This is a genomic window from Micromonospora echinospora, from assembly GCF_900091495.1.
Taxonomy (GTDB): domain Bacteria; phylum Actinomycetota; class Actinomycetes; order Mycobacteriales; family Micromonosporaceae; genus Micromonospora; species Micromonospora echinospora.
In genome coordinates this window covers 3,876,977-3,896,164 of record NZ_LT607413.1, presented here as the reverse complement: position 1 = coordinate 3,896,164, position 19,188 = coordinate 3,876,977, and the positions used below count along the sequence as shown (strand labels likewise).

Sequence of the window (19,188 nt, the reverse complement as noted above, 5' to 3'; positions counted from 1 at the left end):
AGAAACAAGCCATGCTGCGCATCACGCTGATCCGCCTGTTATCGGTTATTCCGGTCCTACTCGGGATCTCGGTGATCTCGTTCCTGGTGATCCGCATGATCCCCGGCGACGTGATCAGCTCGATCATGGGCCAGGACTTCGGCGACCCCGCGATCGAGGCGGAGATGCGCCGCTACTTCGGGCTCGACATGCCCGTGTACGAGCAGTTCCTGAGGTGGCTGGGTGCCCTGGTCCAGGGCGACCTCGGCACCTCGATGCGCACCGGCCAGCCGGTGCTGGAAGAGATCATGCAGCGCTTCCCCTCCACGCTGCTGCTGGCGGTGTCGGCGCTGCTGGTCTCGATCCTCATCTCCATCCCGTTCGGCGTGCTCAGCGCCACCAAGCGCAACGGCCTGCTCGACGCGAGCACCCGGGTCGCCTCGCTGATCGGGCTCTCCCTGCCGAACTTCTGGCTGGGCATCCTGCTGGTGTACGTCTTCTCGGTCTCGCTGGGTTGGCTGCCGTCGCAGGGCGCGGGCGAGGGTGAGGGCTTCTGGGGAAGCCTGAAGTACCTCATCCTCCCCTCGGTCACCCTCGGTGCCAGCCTGGCGGCGATCAGCATGCGGATGACCCGGTCCAGCATGCTGGAGGTCCTCAACCAGGACTACGTCCGTACCGCCCGGGCCAAGGGGTTGGGCGAACGGGCGGTCATGGTCCGGCACGCGCTGCGCAACTCGCTGATCCCGGTGGTGACCGTGCTGGGCATCCAGGCGGGTGCGCTGCTCGGCGGCACCGTCATCGTGGAGCAGGTCTTCGCCTGGCCGGGACTGGGCACGATGGTCATCCGGGGCATCAGCCAGCGCGACTATCCGGTCGTCCAGGGCACCCTGCTCTTCCTGGCCTTCTTCTACGTCGTCGTCAATCTCCTCGTGGACCTCATCTACACCTACCTGGATCCGAGGTTGCGCAGTGGTCACTGAAGTCGTCCCCGGCCCCCGGCCGCAGACAGCCCCCATCAAGACCGGACGTCGCGGCGGTCAGCTGCTGCGGCTGGTCATGCGGGACAAGGTGGGCGCGATCGGGCTGGTCATCGTGGTGCTGATGACCACCGCCGCGGCCCTCGCCCCGCTGATCGCGCCCTACGATCCGACCGCCATGTCCAACCAGCGGCTCGCCCCGCCCGGCGGGGACTTCCTGCTCGGCGCCGACGAGGCCGGACGGGACCTGCTCAGCCGGGCCCTCTACGGGGCACGCACCTCGCTGACGGTCAGCCTGATCGTGGTCACCCTGGCCGGGGCCATCGGCGTCCTGCTGGGCCTGCTCGCCGGCTTCTACCGGGGCATCCTCGACGCGCTCATCACCCCGGCGACCGACATCATGTTCTCCTTCCCCACCCTGCTGCTGGCCCTCGCGGTGGTGGCCGCCCGGGGGCCCGGCACGGAGAACCTCATCCTCGCCCTGGTGATCGTCTTCATCCCCAGCTTCGCCCGGATCGTGCGCGGCACCGCGATGTCGATCCGCCGGGAGCCGTACGTGGAGTCGGGCCAGGCGGTCGGGTTGAGCAACACCCGGCTGATCCTGAAGTACATCCTGCCCAACTCGATCGCCCCGATCGCGGTGCAGTTCACCACCAGCCTCGCCTACGCGATCCTCATCGAGGCGTCCCTGGGCTACCTCGGCCTCGGCGTGCAGCCGCCCCAGCCGTCCTGGGGTTCGATGCTCTCCAGCGGCAAGTCCTTCATGGAGATGTCGATCTGGCCGTCGGTCGTGCCCGGCGTCTGCATCATGATCGCCGTCCTCGGTTTCAACCTGCTGGGCGACACCCTCCGCGACGTCCTGGACCCGCGACTGCGCGGCCGGTCCGGTCGCTGACCCGCAAGGAGCACGTGTGGAATCCATCGACGACCACCTGGTACGCCGCCTCACCGGGTGGTCGGCGGGCCAGCCCCTGCCCGAGGACCCCTCCCCGGACGTCGACGTCGACCCCGGGCTGCTGCTGGACCACCTCGACGCCCAGATCCAGAGCCGCCACCTGGACCTCGCGCTGCGGTGGTTGCAGTCCCGGCAGGAGGGCTTCTACACGATCGGCTCCAGCGGCCACGAGAGCAATGCCGCGGTCGCGCTGGCGTTGCGCCCGACCGACCCGGCGCTGCTGCACTACCGGTCCGGTGGCTTCTACGCGGCGCGGGCCGGTCAGGTGCCCGGATCCACCCCGGTCGCGGACGTCCTGCACTCGGCGGCCGCGTCCCGACACGACCCGATCTCCGGCGGACGGCACAAGGTCTTCGGTCACCGGGCGCTGAACATCATCCCGCAGACCTCGACGATCGCCTCCCACCTGCCCCGCGCGATGGGCCTGGCGTTCGCGCTCGACCGGGGCACCGCCCACACCGGATACCCGGCCGACGCCGTGGTGGTGTGCAGCTTCGGCGACGCGTCCGCCAACCACTCCACCGCCGCCGGCGCGCTGAACGCCGTGGGCTACAGCGCCCACCAGGGCCTCCCGATGCCGGTCCTCTTCGTCTGCGAGGACAACGGCATCGGCATCAGCACCCGCTCGCCGCGCGGCTGGGTCCGCCGGATGCTGTCTGCCCTGCCCGGCATCGACTACGTCCACGCCGACGGCACCGACCCCGCCCGCCTGCTGACCGTCGCGGCCGAGGTGGCGCACCAGGTACGCACCCGACGCCGTCCCGCCGTGCTGCACCTGGGCACCGTACGGTTCATGGGGCACGCCGGCTCGGACGCGGAGCTGGCCTACCGTACGCAGGCGGAGATCCTCGCCGACTACGCCCGGGACCCGATCCTGGCCACGGCGGCGCTGCTCGCCCGGCGCGGGATCCTGAGTCCCGCCGAGAGCCTCGCCCGCTACGAGGACGCCCGGAAGCTGGTGATGGACCGGGCCGAGGCGATGCTGGGCCGGGTCGAGCGGCTGTCCGACCCGGCGGCGGTGACCGCCCCACTGACCACGCGCCGGGTGCGGCAGGTCAGCGAGGCCGCGCGGCGCGTGGGCACCGGCCGGGAGCGGGTGTTCGGCGGCCGGCTCCCGGAGACCCGCGGCCCGCTCACCCTCGCCCAGTCGATCAACACCGCCCTGCACGACGCGTTGCTCACCTGGCCGCAGGCACAGGTCTTCGGCGAGGACGTGGCCCGCAAGGGCGGCGTCTACGGCGCCACCCGGGGGCTGCGGAAGGCGTTCGGCGCCAACCGGGTCTTCGACACGCTCCTCGACGAGCAGACCATCCTCGGGGTGGCGCTCGGCGGGGCGCTGGCCGGCACCCTGCCGATCCCGGAGATCCAGTACCTCGCCTACCTGCACAACGCCGAGGACCAACTGCGCGGCGAGGCCGCGTCGCTGCGCTTCTTCTCCGACGGGCAGTACGCCAACGGCATGGTCGTACGGATCGCCGGCCTGGCCTACCAGAAGGGGTTCGGCGGGCACTTCCACAACGACAACTCGGTGGCGGTGCTGCGCGACATCCCCGGCCTGGCCCTGGCCGTCGCCTCGCACCCGGCCACCGCCCCGGCCCTGCTCCGCCAGTGTCTCGCCCTGGCCGAACAGGAGGGCCGGGTCTGCGTGTTCCTCGAACCGATCGCCCTCTACCACCGGCGGGACCTGCACACCGACGGCGACGGCGGCTGGCTCGCCCCCTATCCGGAGCCGGCGCAATGGGCCGCGACCGAGAACCCGCTGGGCGAGGTCCGGACGGTCCGCGAGGGCGACGACCTGGCGCTCGTCACCTTCGGCAACGGTGTCCCGATGAGCCTGCGGGTGGCCGGCGAGCTGGCCCGGGAGGGTGTGGAGACCCGCGTCGTCGACCTGCAGTGGCTCGCGCCGCTGCCGACGGTGAGCATGCGCGCCGCGCTGCACGGCGTCTCGCGGGTCCTCGTCGTCGACGAGACCCGCACCAGCGGCGGCGTCTCCGAGGCCGTGGTGGCCGCCCTGGTCGACGGCGGCTTCACCGGCCGGATCGCCCGGGTGAACAGCGTCGACAGCTACGTGCCGCTCGGTCCCGCCGCCGACGCGGTGCTGCTCCGCGAGGACGACGTACGGACGTCGGCCCGCGCCCTGCTCACCTGATCTCCCGCACCCGCTGCCCGCCGCTGCCCAACGCCCGCCGCTGTCCGGCGCTCGGCGCTGTCCGCCGCTCGGCGCTCAGGTGGTTGCAGGGGACCCTTCCTACCGCTTTTTGCGTAGCAGGGGTCCCCTGCAACCACCGCAACCCGGCAAGCAGCGAGGGCTCGTGATCCGCGTCGTCGCTCCGGTACGCCTGGAGGGGACACGACGGAGGCGGCCCGCCCGATGATCGGGTGGGCCGCCTGGTGTGGTGGCAGGGGTCCCCTGCTACCGCTTTTTGCGTAGCAGGGGACCCCTGCAACCACGGTTCGGACGCGTCGGCTCTCAGTCAGTAGCCCAGGTCCGGCTGTCGCTTCGTGCCGGCCAGTTCCTCGCCCGCCAGGTAGCGGTCGAGGTTGGCGCAGAAGTCGGCGTAGAGCCGTTGCAGGTTGCCGGAGCCCCGGAACGACGTGTGCGGGGTGATCGTCGTGTTCGGCAGGCCCCACAGCCGGTGGTCCGCCGGCAGCGGCTCCTCCTCGAACACGTCGAGCACGGCACCGGCGATCCGCCCGGCGTGCATGGCGTCGACCAGCGCGTCCTCCACGACCAGCGCGCCCCGCCCGACGTTGACCAGCACCGCCGTCTCCTTCATGGCCGCGAACCGCTCGGCGTCGAAGAAGTACCGGTTCTCCGTGGTCAGCGGCATGGCCAGCACCACGGAGTCGGCCTCGGGGAGCAGCGCGAGGTGGTCGGCGTACGCCACCACCCGGTCGAACCCCTCGGCGGGAGCGCCGGTGCGGTTGACCCCGATCACGGTGGCCCCCAGGGCCCGGGCCCGCCAGGCCACCTCACGCCCGATGCCGCCGGTGCCGAAGACCACCATGGTGCTGCCGATGACGTCCCGGGCGACGATCCGGACCCACTCCCGACGTTCCTGCGCCTCGCGGTGCGCGGGGAACGCCCGGAAGTGCATCAGCACCGCCCCGATGACGTACTCGGCGATCGGCACGTTGTAGGAGTTGGGCGACCGGGTGTAGACGAGCCCCTCGGCAAGACGGCGCTGCATGGTCTCGCCCGTCACCCAGTCGAAGCCGGCGGCGGTGATCTGGACCCAGCGCAGCCGGTCGCACTTGCCCAGCAGTTCGTCGAACGTGTCCTCGTTCATCGCGCTGCGCAGGATCACCTCGGCGTCGAGCCACTCCTGGCGGACCGGCTCGTCGTCCGGGACGGGCGTGAACCGGCAGTGCGGGTAACGCTCGCGCAGTTGGGGCAGCAGGTCGGCCAGGTTCGGGGTGAGCAGGACATGGGGACCCCGGCCGTCGACGGTCATGATGTCTCCTGCGCACGCTTCCGGTTGTTGTACGTCACGCCACCCTTGGCCCAGTTGTCGTACGAGACCTCGTAGAGGATGACGTGGGTGTTCTCGCGCGGCGAGCCGTACTTGACCAGCACGTCGGTCAGCTCGGCGATGATCGCTTCCTTGGTCTCCTGGTCGCGCTTGCCGATCTCGGCCCGGATGATTGCCATGGTCGTCAGTTCCCCTTCGGTGCGGTGGCCCCGACGAAGTCGGGGTTACGGGAGTACTCGGCCTTGACGGCCAGATAGGCGAACGCGTGCGTGACGCCGGTGCGCAGCACCCCGTCGAAGACCTCGCGGGCGGCGTCGACGTCGCCGTTGTAGTAGTGCCAGTTGCCCAGACCGTAACCCTGGGTGACGGTCTTCAGGCTGTTGCCGTCGCACATCGCCCAGAGCTGCTCGGGAGTGATGTCGCCGGTGTAGAGCCGCATCCGCCCCTCGTAGCCGACCAGGTGGTCCTCGTCGACCAGGGCGATCTTCCGGAACCGGTCGAGCACCTGCTCGGCCTCCTCCGGCCGGCCGAGCCGGCGCAGCGCCATGTACTGCCAGTCCTGCGACGCCACCAGCCCCTCCTGGTGCCGGGCGGACCGCTCGGCCTCCCGGAAGCTGGGCAGGCAGCCCTCCAGGTCGCCGGCGAGGTACTGGGCGACACCGAGGTGGTACCAGACCGAGGTGTGCAGGGTGGTGTGGTACCGCTCCAGGGCCTCCGCGTCGGCGGCGGCCTCGGTCTCGGTGAGGTGCTGCGGCCGGACCTGCTCGGGGCGGCCGAGGATCAGGCTGACGACGTCCTTCTCCACCTCGGGCTGGTACATCTCGTACTCTTCCTCGACACCGGCCAGCCCGTCGGCGGCGGCGCGCAGGTCCTCGATCGCACCGGCGTAGTCACCGATCGAGATCCGCCGGTGGCCCCGGAACCGCAGCAGCCGGGGGCTGTTCGGTTCCAGTTCGAGCGCCTCGGTGAGCAGGGCCACCGACTCCTCGTGCTTGTTCAGGTAGCCCTTGAGGCGGGCGGCGATGATGTAACGGTGGGTCAGCGGTACGGAGGTCACGGGGGCTGCCTTTCGTGCTCAGGTGGTGGTGGGGACGCCCGCGGGATTGGCGCCCCCACCACGGCTCCTCATCGGTCGAGCCAGATGTTCCGGTAGAAGCGGTACGTCGGTGTCGGGTCGCCCTGGTAGCCCATGACGTCCTTCTGCACGACGTCGAAGTCCGCGTTGAGGAAGGTCATGGCCACCGGACCACGCTCGGCGAGGATCTTCTCGGCCTGCTGGTAGAGCGCGGCGCGCTTGTCCTTGTCCAGCTCGGAGCGGGCCTGCACGATCAGGTTCTCGTACTCCGGGTCGGTCCAGTTGCCGTAGTTCAGCCCGCCGCCCTTGAGGAAGCTCGCGCTGAACCGCTCGTCGGGGTCGTAGGTGAGACCGAAGCCGGACTGGTACATGTCGAAGTCACCGGACTTCGTCCGCGAGTCGGCGATGGTGGACTCCACCGACTCGATGGTCACCTTGATGCCGATCTTGGCGAGCTGCTGCTGCTCCACCTCGGCCGAGCGCACCTGGAACGCCGACGTGGCGATCACCATGAGCTTGGCCTCGAAGCCGTTCGGGAACCCCGCCTCGGCCAGCAACGACTTGGCCTTCTCGATGTCCGGCTTGTTGTAGATCGGCTCGGTCACCGCGCCGAACCGGTCCGGCGGCAGGTAACCCGCGTTGAGCGGGGTCCCGAAACCGGAGTTGGCCACGTTGAGGATCTCCTGACGGTCCAGTGCCAGGTAGATGGCCTGCCGGACCTTCACGTTGTCGTACGGGGCCTTGGAGGTGTTGAGCCGCACGTGCAGGGAGAGCGAGCCGGAACCGCCGTACCACTTGAGCTTCTCGTCGCGCTTCAGCGCGTCGATGAACTCGGGCGCGGGACGCCAGAGGAAGTCGACGGTGCCGCTGCGGATCGCCGCGGCGCGGGCGTTGTCGTCCGGGTTGAAGGTGAAGTCCATCCCGTCGAGGTAGGGGACGCCCTGCTCCCAGTACTTGTCGTGCTTGTCGAGCTTGATCGCCTGGCCGGTGACCCGTGAGGCGATCTTGAACGGGCCGCTGCCGCCGTCGACGCTGCCGTTGAGCCCACCCGCCGACTCGGCCACCGTACGGTCCACGATCGACGAGGCGGCGGTGGAGAGCAGGGTCAGGATGGCCGCGTTCGGCTTGGCCAGCTTCATCTCGACGGTCCGCTCGTCACGCGCCTCGACCGAGGTGATGCCCTCGTAGCTGCGCGCCCGGGGGGCCCGGGTCTCCGGGTCCTTGATCCGCTCGATCGAGTACTTCACGTCGGCCGCGGTCACCTTGCGCCCGCTGTGGAAGAAGGCGTTGTCGCGGAGCTTGAACGTCAGGGACGTCCCGTCCGCGTTCTGCTCCCACGACTCGGCGATCGCCGGCTTGATCTCGCCCCGGTACGACTGCACCAGCGACTCGTAAATCTGCTCGTTGATGACGAAGGCCGAGGTCTCCGACATCCGGTGCGGGTCGAGTTCGTTGGCGTCCAGCCGGATCATGATCCGGAGCCGCCCACCGGACTTCGGGGTGCCGGCCTGCGTGTCGTCCTCCAGGCGGACGTTGCTGGTCAAGCCATCGTTGCCGTTCTCACCATTGGTGGTGGACGGAGGCTCACCGCCTCCGGAGCAACCGGCCGCGAGCGCCGCGACGACGCCCACCGCCAGCACTCTGGTCAAAAATCGGGTTCGCATGGTTCTCCTTGGCTGGTGTCACGATCGTGCTAAAGGTCAGCCGGCTTCCATGCCTCCCCAAAAACCCGAAGCCAGTTGCCACCGAGGATCTTGATCACGTCCTCCGGCGAGAAACCGCCGGCGAGAAGTGCTTCGGTGAAGTTGCCGAACTGCGAGGCGTCGTCCATGCCGATCGCCCGTCGCTCGTTCCACCCGAAGTCACCGAGAAGGTTCTGTTGTTCCTTGGAGTTGGATTTTGCGATGGCCTTCAACTGCGCGGCCCGCATCGGCTCGGTCCACGTCTCGTCGTAGTCGGTGGCGATGGCGACATGGTCGACGCCGGCCACCTCCACCACGCGGCTGACGTGCTCGACGAAGCGGGCCAGATCCGGACGCCGGGACGGGTCCTCCGGGTAGTACAGGAACCCCGACAGGGTGGTGATACCCATGACGCCGCCCTGCTCGGCCATCCGGCGCAGGTAGGCGTCGGACTTGGCCCGGATGTGCGGCGACATCGCGTCGCAGAACGAGTGGGTGACGACGACCGGCTTCTCGGAGGCGTCCATGGCGTCCAGGCCGGTGCGCTCGCCACAATGCGAGACGTCGACCAGGATGCCCAACTCGTCCATGGCCTGGACGAAGCGGCGACCCCGGTGGGTCAGACCGGAGTCGGTCTCCTCGCCGCAGCCGGCACCGAGCAGGTTCTGCCGCTGGTAGGTCAGCTGCAGGATGCGGATGCCGAGGTCGTAGAAGGTGCCCAGCAGGTCGAGGTCGACACCGATCATCTCGGTGTCCTGCGGGCCGAGGATGACGGCTTCCTTGCCCTCGGCCTTGGCCCGCTCGATGTCGGCGACCGTCAGCGCCAGCAGCACCCGGTCGGAGTGCTCGTCGATCCAGCGGCGGCACCGGTTCACCTCCCGCAGGGCGGTGACCGTGTCCGCGTACGGCCTGGTGACCGTGTGGTTGACGGCGGTGACGCCGCCTCGCCGGATGCGGTCGAGGTGGGCCTCGCTGAGTTCGATGACCGTGCTTCCGTCCACCACGGTGGCAGCGGCGTGCAGCTCGGTCGACGAGTGGACGGGACTTTCCGTGGCGGCAGCGTTCACGTCATCTCCAGGATCATCGGAAGATGCTGGGACTCTACGAGAACTGTTCGTTGCTGTCCATAGATCCTCGGAAACTCGTCGCCTGACGGCTCAACTCTGACGAATTTCGTCGCTAACGCCGGTCTATACCCGCTCTCGGCGACCAGCCGGGCACGAATGCCGCAGAACGATCGATACAAGCCGCAAATCGCAGAGAACCCGCGATGAGGACGGAGCACCCGAAGAGGGATGACCAGCTTCAGCCCCGGACCCGCGTGGCGACGTCCCGACGGACGTCAATCCGACGCTCCGCGTCCGTAGCGCATCGGCCGGAGACTTGCGAAGGTAGATACCGTGGCTGACCTGGCCGACGCACTACGCGCGAACTTCGCCTCCTGCGGCGTGTTCTTCCGGGACACCACCCTGCCGGAGGCCGTGCTGGCCAGGTACCGTCCGGGTCTGCTCCTGCGTGAGCCAACGTTCTGCGACGTCTCGCACCGGGTGGGCGGATTCGTCGCCCCGCACCGGTACCTTGTCTTCTCCGCCAACGCCCGCGTGCTGCCCGACGCCGAGGGCTGGGGCCTGTGCCTGTGGCCGCGCGGTCGGATCTTCAAGGTCCTCGACCAGGTCAGCGACGGACGGTACGCCCAGGTCACGCTCCTGGAGATCCCGGAGCACCTGATCGAGGTCTTCCTCACCGCCGAGCCCAACACCATCGAGCGGGCGTACGCCGGGCACGGTCGCGACCTCTTCGAGGAGCTGCGGAACGCGCCGCCCGTTCCGGAACTCGACACCGACCGGTGGCGTGATCGGCTCACCTACCCGGTGGGCGTCGACGACGAGGGCCGCTACTTCCCGCTCTACCGGCCCGGGGGATACCGCTCGGACGGGAACGGTCCACCCCTCGTCCACGTCGTCCGGCACCTGACGCACACCCTGCTCGACGCGGGCGCGTACGCCGACGCGGAGGCTCAGGTACGCGCGGCGGTCGAGGCCGCGCGGCCGTTCGCGGACCGCTCTCCCGAGACGCTCGCCGCGCTCCTGGTCACCCAGTCCGACCTGCACATCCGGATGGCGGACCACCGGGCGGCCGAAACCGACCTGCACGAGGCGTTCCACCTGTACCGACGCCTCGACGAGGACCGGCTGCCCGTCGCCGACGTGCTGAGCAGCCTGGGCCACCTCTACCAGTCCACCGGCGACGACGCCGCAGCCGAGCGGCACCACCTGCACTCGCTCGGGATCCGGCGACGGGTCGCGGGCGAGCGTGACGTCACCGTCATCCCGACGCTCGTCTCGCTCGGCGCGCTCTGCGAGGGGCAGAACCGTTTTCCGGAGGCACGACAGTGGCTCGCCGAGGCGCGGGACATCGCCCGCGAAATCGGTCACCCCGAGAGTCCCGTACTGCTCAACAACCTCGCCCGGCTGCACCAGGCGACCGGGCAGTTCGAGGCCGCGGAGCGCGACCTGTGCAGCGCCCTGGCCAACCTGGCACCCGAGAGCCGGGGGACACAACAGCTCACCCTGCTGGCGAACCTGGCAGAGGTGCGCGCCGCACGGGGGCAGGCAACCGAGGCCCTGCGCCTGCTGACCGAGGTGATCGCGCGGCATCGGGAGACCGTGGAGCAGTTCGGCTCGTTCGCCTCCGAGGAACAGCGGCTCGCCATGCTGCGGGTCGCCCGGAACAGGTTGGCACAGTACGTCTCGCTGGTCCTGGCGTCCTTCTCCGACCAGCCCGAACACGTCCGACGGCTGGCTGACCTGATCCTGGACTGGAAGGGTCTCGGGATCGACGCGTTGGCCCGGGACCGGGATGCCCTCGCGAGCGGCGGTCACCCGCAGTTACGCCCGATGCTCGACGAACTCGGCCGGCTGCGGGCCTGGATCGCGCGGCGTCGGCTGGACGGCCCGGACCCGCGTGACCCGCACGGGTCCGCGGAGGAACTCCGGCGGGCCACCTGGCAGCTCCGGGAGTTGGAGAAGGCGCTCGCCCGCGCGCTGTCCGTGGCCCGCACCGACCGACCGTCCGCAGTCGACGCCACGGCCGTCGCGCGGGCCACCCCGAGCGGCGCGGTGACCGTCGAGTTCCTCCGGTACGCGCCGTTCGACTTCCACGCCGTACGCAGCCAGGGCGACCGTCCGTGGCAGCCACACCGGTACCTGGCGGTGGTACTCACGCCGGCACGTCCCGACCGGCCGGTCCTGGTCGACCTCGGTGCCGCACGCACCATCGACGAGCTTGTCGCGGGCGTACGCACCCAGTTGACCGGATACCGCGAACACCCGGCCGACGGGCGTGCCGACGCGGCCGAACGGCTCCACGACGCGGTGTTCGAGCCGTTGCGCGCCGCCATCGGAGACAGTCGGCGCCTCCTCCTGGCACCCGACGGCGAGCTGCTGCGTCTGCCCTTCGAGGTGCTGCCCGACCGGAACGGTGGGCGGCTGATCGACGGGTACACCATCTCGTACCTCACCGCCACGCGCGACCTGCTCCGGCTGCACGCCGCCGCACGCCCCACCACCGGGCCGCCCCTGGTCGTGGCCGCCCCTGACTTCGACCTCGGCGGGGTGCCGTCGGTACGACGGCCGCTGCTACCGCTGGAGGGCGCGCGGCAGGAGGGCGAAGTCGTCGGTCGACTGCTCGGCGTCCCGCCCAGTCTCGCCGGCGAGGCGACGAAGACCCTGGTCGAACGCACCTCCTCGCCCCTCGTCCTCCACTTCGCCACCCACGGTTTCGTGCTCCGGCACCAGCCTCCGCTGCCGCCGGAGGAGTTCACTCCGGGCATGACGATCCGCCCTGCGGACCCGGACCGGGAGATGCTGGTGCTCAACGGCATCCTGGCCACGCCGACCGCCTTCGTCCCCGCCGAGGACAACTTCGCCCGGCTCACCGGCAAGGGGCTGGCGAATCCGCTGCTGCGCACCGGGCTCGCCCTGGCCGGTGCCAACACCTGGTTGGAGGGAGACGAGGCACCTCCCGCCGCCGGCAACGGCATCCTGACCGCGCTGGAGGTGACCGAACTGACGCTGGCCGGCACCGAACTCGTCGTCCTCTCCGCGTGTGACACCGGACTGGGTGACGTGGAGCCGGGCGAGGGAGTCCTCGGGTTGCGCCGCTCGTTCCTCATCGCGGGGGCCCGTACCCTCGTGATGAGTCTGTGGAAGGTGCCGGACGAACCGACCCGGCACCTCATGGAACACTTCTACCGTCTGCTGCGGGACGGCCGGTCACGCGTCGAGGCACTCCGCGAGGCACAGCTGCTGACCAGGGAGTCCTGGCCCGCTCCTCGCCACTGGGGCGCGTTCGTCTGTCAGGGCGACGATGGGCCGCTGCCAGGACTGCCACCGGCCGTCCTGGATTCCGAGGGCTGATCCCGCCGTAGCCAGTTCGTGAGGGTCCGTCTCGGCCGGCGAAACCACCCCTGCGACTTCACTGGCGACACGGCTGGTACGTCCCCTGCCACCGAATGATCCACAGTGGTTGCTTGACCGAAGGAGCACCGCTGGTGATCAGTCTTCCGCCAATCTGGCTGCTCGACGTGGGCGGCGTCATCAACGCCAACCGTCCCGGCTGGGGCGGACCGCCCCACAAACGCGGCGTCTGGTCGGCGGTCGACCAGTACGAGTACACGATCCGCTGGGCACCCATTCTCGTCGACCGTATCCGCGACCTCCACGAGAACAGCATCGTCGAGGTCGGGTGGTGCACGACCTGGTGCGCCGAAGCCGATCGTCCGGGCGCTCAATGCTCGTGCCTACCGGTTGAGGGTATGCCTGGCCCATCATTACTCGGCCTGTTTTTCCTCAGGGCCGGATCGCGGGTACTTCAGTCGTAAATGGCGCGCCCGCCGGGTCGGGTGCTTAAACCGTTGTCGCCGGACCGATATGGCTCGGTGGATGGCAGCGGATCGGATCGCAGGAGGGCGGCGGCCAGCGGGGTCTGTCGGTAGAGGACTTCACGGCCGTGCCGCTTGGGAGTGACGAGGCCGGCATCGCGGAGAACAGCAAGGTGTTGCGAGACGGTTGCCGGGGCGAGGTCCACCCGCTGAGCGATGCCACTTGTGGTGCTGGGGATGACGGTCTCGGCAAGCACGGATGCGCGTCCGGCGCCGAGGAGTCGGATGATCACGGGTGGTGGTGTGGCGGGTTCCCAGAGCCGCGCCGCACCGAGCATCGGGTACACGAGCGCCGGGGGTGTGGTGGAAACGTCATCCGTAGGCCCGATCCCGAGATTCGGCCAACCAAAGGCTGTCGGGACGAGAACGAGGCCACGACCGCGCAGATCCACGGTCCCGCGCTGGAAGCCGGTGAGGTGCAGTTCGTCGTTCTTCCATACTGCTCGCTGGTGCAGGCCGGCGAACAGCCCTTCCAGGCCCCCGTCGGCTAGTTGCCGGGATCGGCTGGTGATGTCGGCGTCGAGCAGTCCACGCATTCGGTCCCAGAGCGGTGCGACCAGTGCCTGCCAGGCCAGTCGCTGTTGCGCGACCAGTGTGTCCCGGGCGGTGACGGGGTCGCCGATTAGAGCACGGTAGACATCGACAGGCACCGTGCGGGAGGCGAGGCGGCGTGCATGGGCGGCTAGCTGCGCGGTGACGATGCGGGGATCGGTGGCCTGGACCTGAGCGAGATCGTCTTCGATGGTGGTGAGCGGGCTGGTCGGGCTCGGCCACAAAAAGTCGGGCCCGTGTCCGTGGCTCGGCGCGGCGACGCTCAGCAGCCGCAGGTCGAGCCCCGCGAGGTCGCGCCGGACATCGCGGAGCCACGTCGGGTACCAGCCGTGGCGGCCCGGATTCTTCAGCACCAGAAGCGCCGTCATCGTTTCCTGTAGCGGTGAGACCGCGAAGCGACACCGGGCCGCGTCACCACGTCCGAACCTCAACACCAGCGCCATGACGCGGATAACGATAGCCACGATTCGGTCTGTGCCGAATCACAGCGGTCCGTGGTCCGCTGGCCGCACTCTGCTGGTCATGGCCGAACCGCCGCCGGCAGCTGCCGGCCCTGCTCCCCGAACCCGCCTGCTGCGGGGTAATCCCGCCTTCCGGTCGTTGTGCGCGTCGCGGGCGGTGTCGTTCGTGGGTGACGGGATCGCCACGACGGCCCTGGTACTCCTCGTCGCGCCACGAGACGGTCCCGCAGGGGTGGGTCTGCTGCTTCTCGCGAACGCGCTGCCACGGCTCGGCGGACCGTTGGCAGGAGCTCTGGCCGACCGTGTCCAGACACGGCGGTTGCTGGTGAGCTGCGAGCTGGCTTCGGCGCTGGTGATCGGACTGATCGCGGTCACTCTGCCGCCGATGCCGGTGCTGATCGCGCTCGTCGCGGCTGTCGGGATCCTGGCCACCATCCGCAACCCGGCAGGTCGCAGCCTGGTTCCGATCCTGGTCAACCCCGTCGACCTCGCGCCGGCCAACGCCCTGTTCGGGCTCACCCGAACCCTTACCCTCACCGTCGGCCCGGGATTGGGCGGGCTGTTGATAGCCGCTCCCGGGGGTGTCCACACCGCCCTGGCTGTCGACACGGCCACCTTCGTCGTATCAGCCCTCCTGCTTACCGGACTTCCGGCGATCGCGCCGGCCCGCGACCCCGCGGCGGTCACCGGCCTGTGGGCCGAAACGATCGAGGGGTTGCGCTACGTCAGGGCACACCGACAGATCCGCGTACTGGTCATCAGCCTCTTCCTGCTCGTCGCCTTCGCCGCAGTGGACAATGTGGCACTGGTCTTCCTCACCAGCGACGTGCTCCTCGCCGGCCCGGCCGGCTATGGACTGGCAGCCAGCGCATTCGGCGTCGGGATGCTCCTGGCCTCACTAGCCTGCACCCGACTCGCCCGGGGGAGCTCACCGATTGTTCTCCTGATCGGTGCCGTCGCGGCCACCGCAGCGGCCAGCATCGTCAACAGCCTGGCCCCGGTTCTTGCCGTCGTCATCGCAGCGCAGCTGATCGGCGGCGCGGGCAATGCCGTGGAGAACATCGGCTACGACACCCTCGTCCAGGGTCTCGTGCCCCGCCCGTTCCTCGGCCGGGTGTTCGGCACCATGGGTACCGCCGCCCAACTGGGAGCTGCCTCCGCCTACGCCGGAGGCAGCTTCCTGGTCAGCCTGATCGGCGCCCGCGCCACCTTCGTCCTGGCCGGCGTCGGGACGCTCGCGGCCCTGCTCCTCCTCGTGCACGCCCTCGGCCGTCAACCGCGTGGCGAATCGTCCACATCTACCAGTTTGTAGGGTCCGGTGGCAGGGGAGTCAGCGGTTACCGACCAGAGTCCGTGCGACGTCGACCGGGTCACTCAAGCGCGGCAGCGGGAACATGTCACCGCTATCCGGACCGGTGAGTGACGGATCGGCGCGGCGTCCTTGCGGGATCTCGAGGGCTAGGCTGCCGTCGAGGTGGAGGCTGGCCGGGGCGTGGCCGGCGGCACGCAGTGCGGCCAGGGTTTCGGCCGGTGTTTTCGCACTGGCGAGCACGGTCGGGGCAAGCTGGACCAACTGCAGGGCTTGCAGCGAGCGGGTGTTGAGCAGCTCGGTGAGCAGGGTCTCGTCGTCGCTGCACAGGCAGCAGCCGGCTGGGCGCACCTGCACGCGGCCGTACCGGCGGGCTACGTCCTTGATCAGGTACGTGAGTGTCTGTGGCACGAGGCCGCCGTCGGCCACCTCGGTAATCCGGGCCAGCAGATCTGCCGGGGTCTTTCCGGCGTCGAGCGCGCCACGAATGCTGGACGGCGAGAAACGCCATGTCCAGGCGCCGCTGCGGGACTCTGGCGTGGCCGCGCCGTCCAGCAGAGCCAACAGGTTGGCCGACGGGGTGCCGGTCACCACCGCGGTGAGGTCGTTCTGCAACAGGACCGTGCCGCAGGAGCGGGGCAGCATGGCCTGAGCTTGCCGATGGGTCGCGCCGGCGTCACCGGTCAGCAGGCTACGGCAGAGGCTGGTCGCTGTTCCGTGAGCAAGTAGACCGAGCCGGTGGGCTTCTCGCCAGATGCCGGTGACGTAGCGTTGCAGATCCTCGTCTGCCTGGTCGGTCAGGACAGGGCTCTGCCAGGCCAGCCGGTCGGCGAACATGCTGGCATCGGTGGCGTGGCCTTCGGGTAGAACGTCGGCGAGAGTGCGCAAGGTCAGGGCGCGCAGGCCCGTCAAAATCATCTCCTCGTCCTTGTCCCAGTAGAGGGCACGGGAGGAGACCGCGGTGGAGTGGGCCGGGGCGAGCGGGCACGCGGGCATCGCCAACCAGGTCTCGACGATGTCCAGCAGTTGGTCGGCGGGTTCGGCTGCGGCGAACGCGTCATAGGCCCCCGAGAGGGCCAGACCGGTGTCCGAGGCCTCGGTGAGGCCGCCCGCGGCGAGCAGTTCGATGGTCAGGCGGGTGCGATCCTCGTCCTGACCGGACGACTTAGCCATCCGACGGAGCTCGCGTACACCGAGACCGCCCGTCTTGAGCAGGGGCACCGAGCCGCCGCTTATGGTGGCGGCGATCGCGGCGATTGCGGCGAGGGTCTCCGAGGCAGCGGCCGCAGCCTCCCGTTCTACACCCTCTGGCTCGACCCGCATGATCGACACGGCCGGCGGCTGCGGATCGAACGCAGCCATGTAGCCCTCTCGTAGCGCGAGAGCCACCTCGCGGGGCATCTCCTCGACGCCCCAGGCCGAGCCGACGACGAGACCACGTTCAGCGGCCCACGGCAGCGCCACCCCGGCCGAGCCGAACATCATCCCTCGCTCATCGAAGGGACGCGCCTGCCGCGAGGCGAGCGCGGTGAGCCGGGCGCGGACGTCGGCGGGGGCCTGCGCCACGAGTCGACGCACGTTCTCCGGCCGCGCCAGCCAGCCGACCAGCGCAACGATCAACTTGTCCTTGTCCCAGCCCGTCACGGAAACGCCGTACACCTTCGCCAGCTTGCGCAGATTGTTCATGTTCCAGGTGGCGAGCAGCTCGGCGGCGCCGGGTCCTAGGTTCAGCGGGTGCGGCCACAACGGGCTCAGATGTGCTGCCGCGAAGCCGTCGGCGTACGGCCAGATCAGAGCAAGCTCGGTGAGCCGACGCAGCGCCGCGACCAGGTCCGCATCGCCCTCCGGCACGCCCAACAGCGTCGCCAGCCGGGTAAAGGTGCACCCGTCGCCCAGCGCCGCAGCGACCTCGCACACCTGAAGCTCTGGCAGGGTAAGCAACGCACACGCGGCCGCCATCGACGACGGGTGAAGCAGCCGGACGGCGAGCTCGTCGGCGGTGGTCGGCGCAGGCTCGATGGTCGCGTCGCGGCGATCCGCGACCAGACTGGTGAGCTGTTCTTGGGTCAGGGTGCGGAGGTAAGCCGCGACGGAGTGCACCGTGCCAAACTACGACGCCCGCACTGACAGAAGACGACCGGTACGCCTGCCGGCAACCGTGCCACACGATGTGGATCAACAGCGCCATCAGGCTTGTGGCGCGTGTGGCTGCCCCCCTTGCCCCTCCGTTTAGGTATCCGTTTCGGTGGGGCGGGCGGGGCTCGAACCCGCGACCGAGGGATTATGAGTCCCCTGCTCTAACCTGCTGAGCTACCGCCCCCTGCCGGCGCCGGGATATTAACCCGGCCGCGCGAACACCGGCCACCATGCGCAGCGACGGCACCGATCTTCCGGCACGATGGGCAACGCGAGGATAACAGCCTGCATCGACCACGGCTGACCCCTCCGGCACACCTTCCTGCGCGGGGCGGAACAGGGTCAGGGACGGAGGTCGTGGAGGAGGGTGCCGGCGGCACGCCAGCCGCTGGCGAGGGCGCCCTGGATGGAGGGGCTGTCCCGGTGGTCGCCGGCGACGTAGAGACCGTCGCCCAGGGCGACCGGCTTGCGCAGGTGCCCCTGCGGCGGAGGCGCGGCGGGCAGGGCATGCGGGACCCGGACGGTGGTCAGGTGCTCCCAGTCGTCGGTGGGGCGACCGTAGAGGCGGGTCAACTCCCGGCGTACGACGGGCTCGGGCGGGGCGGTGGGGCCGACCACGGAGGTGGCGACGAGGTGCCGTCCCGGTGGGGCGTAGCCGGGAACGGCCCGGCTGACCACCACCGTGTTGGCGATGGTCTCGCGGCGGTCCCCGTCCAGTACCAGGATCGGCTCGGCCACCGGCGGCTCGGCGGTGCTGTGGTAGTAGGTCGTGTAGCTGTGCATCCGTACCGGGGAGAGGGCCGGCAGGAGCGCGGTGGCCGCCGGTGGGTCGACGGCGACCACGACGGCGCGGCAGCGGATCTCGCCCGCCTCGGTGCCCACCCGACCGGGGGACACCGCCGTCACCCGTGTGCGCAGGTCGATCAGGTTGGTCGGCAGTGGCGCGGCGACGGCCCGGGGCAGTGCGGCCATCCCCTCGGCGGGCAGTCCGATCCGTCCCCGGGCGAAGGAGCGCAGCACCATGGCCAGCACCCGGCTGCTGGTCTCCAACTCCCGGTCGATCAGGACACCCGAGAGGAACGGACGCAGCAGTTCCTCGATGATCGCGTCGGAGAGGCCGGCCCGGCGCAGTGCGCTCTCGCTGGTCGTCTCGGTCGCGTCGAGCAGACGGCGCGGGGGCAGGGTGGCACAGCCGGCGGCGAGCAGGGCGGAGCCGGTCGGTGAGGGAGCCGACGCCGGCCAGGGCGGTGCCGGGCACGCCGGCCGGTTCGCGCAGCGGGTGGACCAGTCGGAGCAGGTCGTCACCCCGGCGCACCAGGACGCCGGACGTGAAGTACCCGAGTTTCAGGGTCTCCACGTCGAGCAGGGTGCCGAGCCGGGGGTAGGCGGTGTTGAGCACCTGGAACCCCCGGTCGAGCAGATATCCGTCGACCTGGTCGGTGGCGACCCGACCGCCGAGCCGGTCGCCGGCCTCGACCAGTCGCCACGGAACTCCGGCGCGGTGCAGGCGACGGGCGGCGGCGAGCCCGGCCAGGCCCCCGCCGACGATGACGACGTCCGGTTCGGCCGACATCGACCGCCCTCCCCTCGGTGCCGACGGTGCGGGACCGGTCCGTGAAGCGACGCAGAGATCGACGCAATCCGCAG

The 19,188-nt window shown here is 70.0% G+C and carries 13 protein-coding genes, 1 tRNA gene and 1 pseudogene; 6 read left to right on the top strand and 9 right to left on the bottom strand.

What is annotated here, in order from left to right; genetic code table 11:
• The first annotated feature begins 11 nt into the window (after positions 1 to 11).
• The 3 genes from nikB to GA0070618_RS17715 are packed head-to-tail and all read left to right on the top strand — an operon-like array spanning position 12 to position 4,060.
• On the top strand, positions 12 to 959 hold the full coding sequence (gene nikB / locus GA0070618_RS17725; RefSeq protein ID WP_088982628.1) for a nickel ABC transporter permease: 948 nt from the start codon (positions 12 to 14) through the stop codon (positions 957 to 959).
• A complete protein-coding gene (locus GA0070618_RS17720) occupies positions 949 to 1,851 on the top strand; it encodes an ABC transporter permease (protein ID WP_231931349.1) in 903 nt (300 codons plus the stop codon). Before nikB ends, GA0070618_RS17720 begins: the two co-directional genes overlap by 11 nt.
• A 25-nt stretch (positions 1,852 to 1,876) precedes the next feature.
• A complete protein-coding gene (locus GA0070618_RS17715) occupies positions 1,877 to 4,060 on the top strand; it encodes a thiamine pyrophosphate-dependent enzyme (protein ID WP_414467608.1) in 2,184 nt (727 codons plus the stop codon).
• Positions 4,061 to 4,385: 325 nt separating this feature from the next.
• On the opposite strand, the gene GA0070618_RS17710 is transcribed toward GA0070618_RS17715, so the two are convergent.
• The 5 genes from GA0070618_RS17710 to GA0070618_RS17690 all read right to left on the bottom strand — a co-directional run bounded on the left by GA0070618_RS17710 (position 4,386) and on the right by GA0070618_RS17690 (position 9,208).
• The gene (locus tag GA0070618_RS17710; protein WP_088982626.1) at positions 4,386 to 5,366 is read right to left on the bottom strand and encodes a D-2-hydroxyacid dehydrogenase; all 981 of its coding nucleotides are present in this window, start codon (positions 5,364 to 5,366) and stop codon (positions 4,386 to 4,388) included.
• Positions 5,363 to 5,563 carry a tautomerase family protein gene (locus GA0070618_RS17705; protein WP_088982625.1) on the bottom strand — a complete coding sequence of 67 codons (201 nt, stop codon included), beginning with the start codon at positions 5,561 to 5,563 and terminating at the stop codon, positions 5,363 to 5,365. Before GA0070618_RS17705 ends, GA0070618_RS17710 begins: the two co-directional genes overlap by 4 nt.
• Before the next feature lie 5 nt (positions 5,564 to 5,568).
• A complete protein-coding gene (locus tag GA0070618_RS17700) occupies positions 5,569 to 6,441 on the bottom strand; it encodes a tetratricopeptide repeat protein (protein WP_088982624.1) in 873 nt (290 codons plus the stop codon).
• A gap of 68 nt (positions 6,442 to 6,509) precedes the next feature.
• Entirely contained in the window at positions 6,510 to 8,123 is a 1,614-nt protein-coding gene (locus tag GA0070618_RS17695; protein ID WP_088982623.1) for an ABC transporter substrate-binding protein, read from the bottom strand.
• Between the two features lie 29 nt (positions 8,124 to 8,152).
• Positions 8,153 to 9,208, bottom strand: coding sequence for a dipeptidase (locus GA0070618_RS17690; protein WP_088982622.1), 1,056 nt, complete (start codon positions 9,206 to 9,208; stop codon positions 8,153 to 8,155).
• Between the two features lie 333 nt (positions 9,209 to 9,541).
• Between GA0070618_RS17690 and GA0070618_RS17685 the strand changes: the two genes are divergently transcribed.
• Both GA0070618_RS17685 and GA0070618_RS33500 read left to right on the top strand, forming a co-directional pair.
• A complete protein-coding gene (locus GA0070618_RS17685) occupies positions 9,542 to 12,559 on the top strand; it encodes a CHAT domain-containing protein (protein ID WP_088982621.1) in 3,018 nt (1,005 codons plus the stop codon).
• Between the two features lie 113 nt (positions 12,560 to 12,672).
• Positions 12,673 to 13,023 (top strand): hypothetical protein, encoded by a 351-nt coding sequence (locus GA0070618_RS33500; protein WP_231931782.1) that lies wholly within the window; start codon positions 12,673 to 12,675, stop codon positions 13,021 to 13,023.
• On the opposite strand, the gene GA0070618_RS34715 is transcribed toward GA0070618_RS33500, so the two are convergent.
• Positions 13,014 to 14,078 carry an ArsR/SmtB family transcription factor gene (locus tag GA0070618_RS34715; protein WP_231931781.1) on the bottom strand — a complete coding sequence of 355 codons (1,065 nt, stop codon included), beginning with the start codon at positions 14,076 to 14,078 and terminating at the stop codon, positions 13,014 to 13,016. The genes GA0070618_RS33500 and GA0070618_RS34715 overlap by 10 nt on opposite strands.
• A gap of 79 nt (positions 14,079 to 14,157) precedes the next feature.
• Here GA0070618_RS34715 and GA0070618_RS17670 point away from each other — a divergent pair, with 79 nt between their 5' ends.
• Positions 14,158 to 15,408, top strand: coding sequence for an MFS transporter (locus tag GA0070618_RS17670; RefSeq protein ID WP_157748949.1), 1,251 nt, complete (start codon positions 14,158 to 14,160; stop codon positions 15,406 to 15,408).
• 18 nt (positions 15,409 to 15,426) lie between these two features.
• Here GA0070618_RS17670 and GA0070618_RS17665 read toward each other — a convergent pair whose 3' ends face one another.
• The 3 genes and pseudogenes from GA0070618_RS17665 to GA0070618_RS17655 form a co-directional block, all read right to left on the bottom strand.
• Complete coding sequence (locus tag GA0070618_RS17665; RefSeq protein WP_088982618.1) at positions 15,427 to 17,505, bottom strand: helicase-associated domain-containing protein; 2,079 nt, start codon at positions 17,503 to 17,505, stop codon at positions 15,427 to 15,429.
• Between the two features lie 146 nt (positions 17,506 to 17,651).
• Positions 17,652 to 17,725 (bottom strand) — tRNA-Ile (locus tag GA0070618_RS17660).
• A gap of 158 nt (positions 17,726 to 17,883) precedes the next feature.
• Positions 17,884 to 19,114: pseudogene (locus tag GA0070618_RS17655) on the bottom strand (NAD(P)/FAD-dependent oxidoreductase).
• Between the last annotated feature and the right edge of the window lie 74 nt (positions 19,115 to 19,188).

Excerpts from the sequence above, each read along its gene's own strand:
- GA0070618_RS17670 (WP_157748949.1), top strand. The coding sequence starts at position 14,158 with ATGGCCGAACCGCCGCCGGCAGCTGCCGGCCCTGCTCCCCGAACCCGC.
- nikB (WP_088982628.1), top strand. The coding sequence starts at position 12 with ATGCTGCGCATCACGCTGATCCGCCTGTTATCGGTTATTCCGGTCCTA.
- GA0070618_RS17710 (WP_088982626.1), bottom strand. The coding sequence starts at position 5,366 with ATGACCGTCGACGGCCGGGGTCCCCATGTCCTGCTCACCCCGAACCTG.
- GA0070618_RS34715 (WP_231931781.1), bottom strand. The coding sequence starts at position 14,078 with ATGGCGCTGGTGTTGAGGTTCGGACGTGGTGACGCGGCCCGGTGTCGC.
- GA0070618_RS17695 (WP_088982623.1), bottom strand. The coding sequence starts at position 8,123 with ATGCGAACCCGATTTTTGACCAGAGTGCTGGCGGTGGGCGTCGTCGCG.
- GA0070618_RS17705 (WP_088982625.1), bottom strand. The coding sequence starts at position 5,563 with ATGGCAATCATCCGGGCCGAGATCGGCAAGCGCGACCAGGAGACCAAG.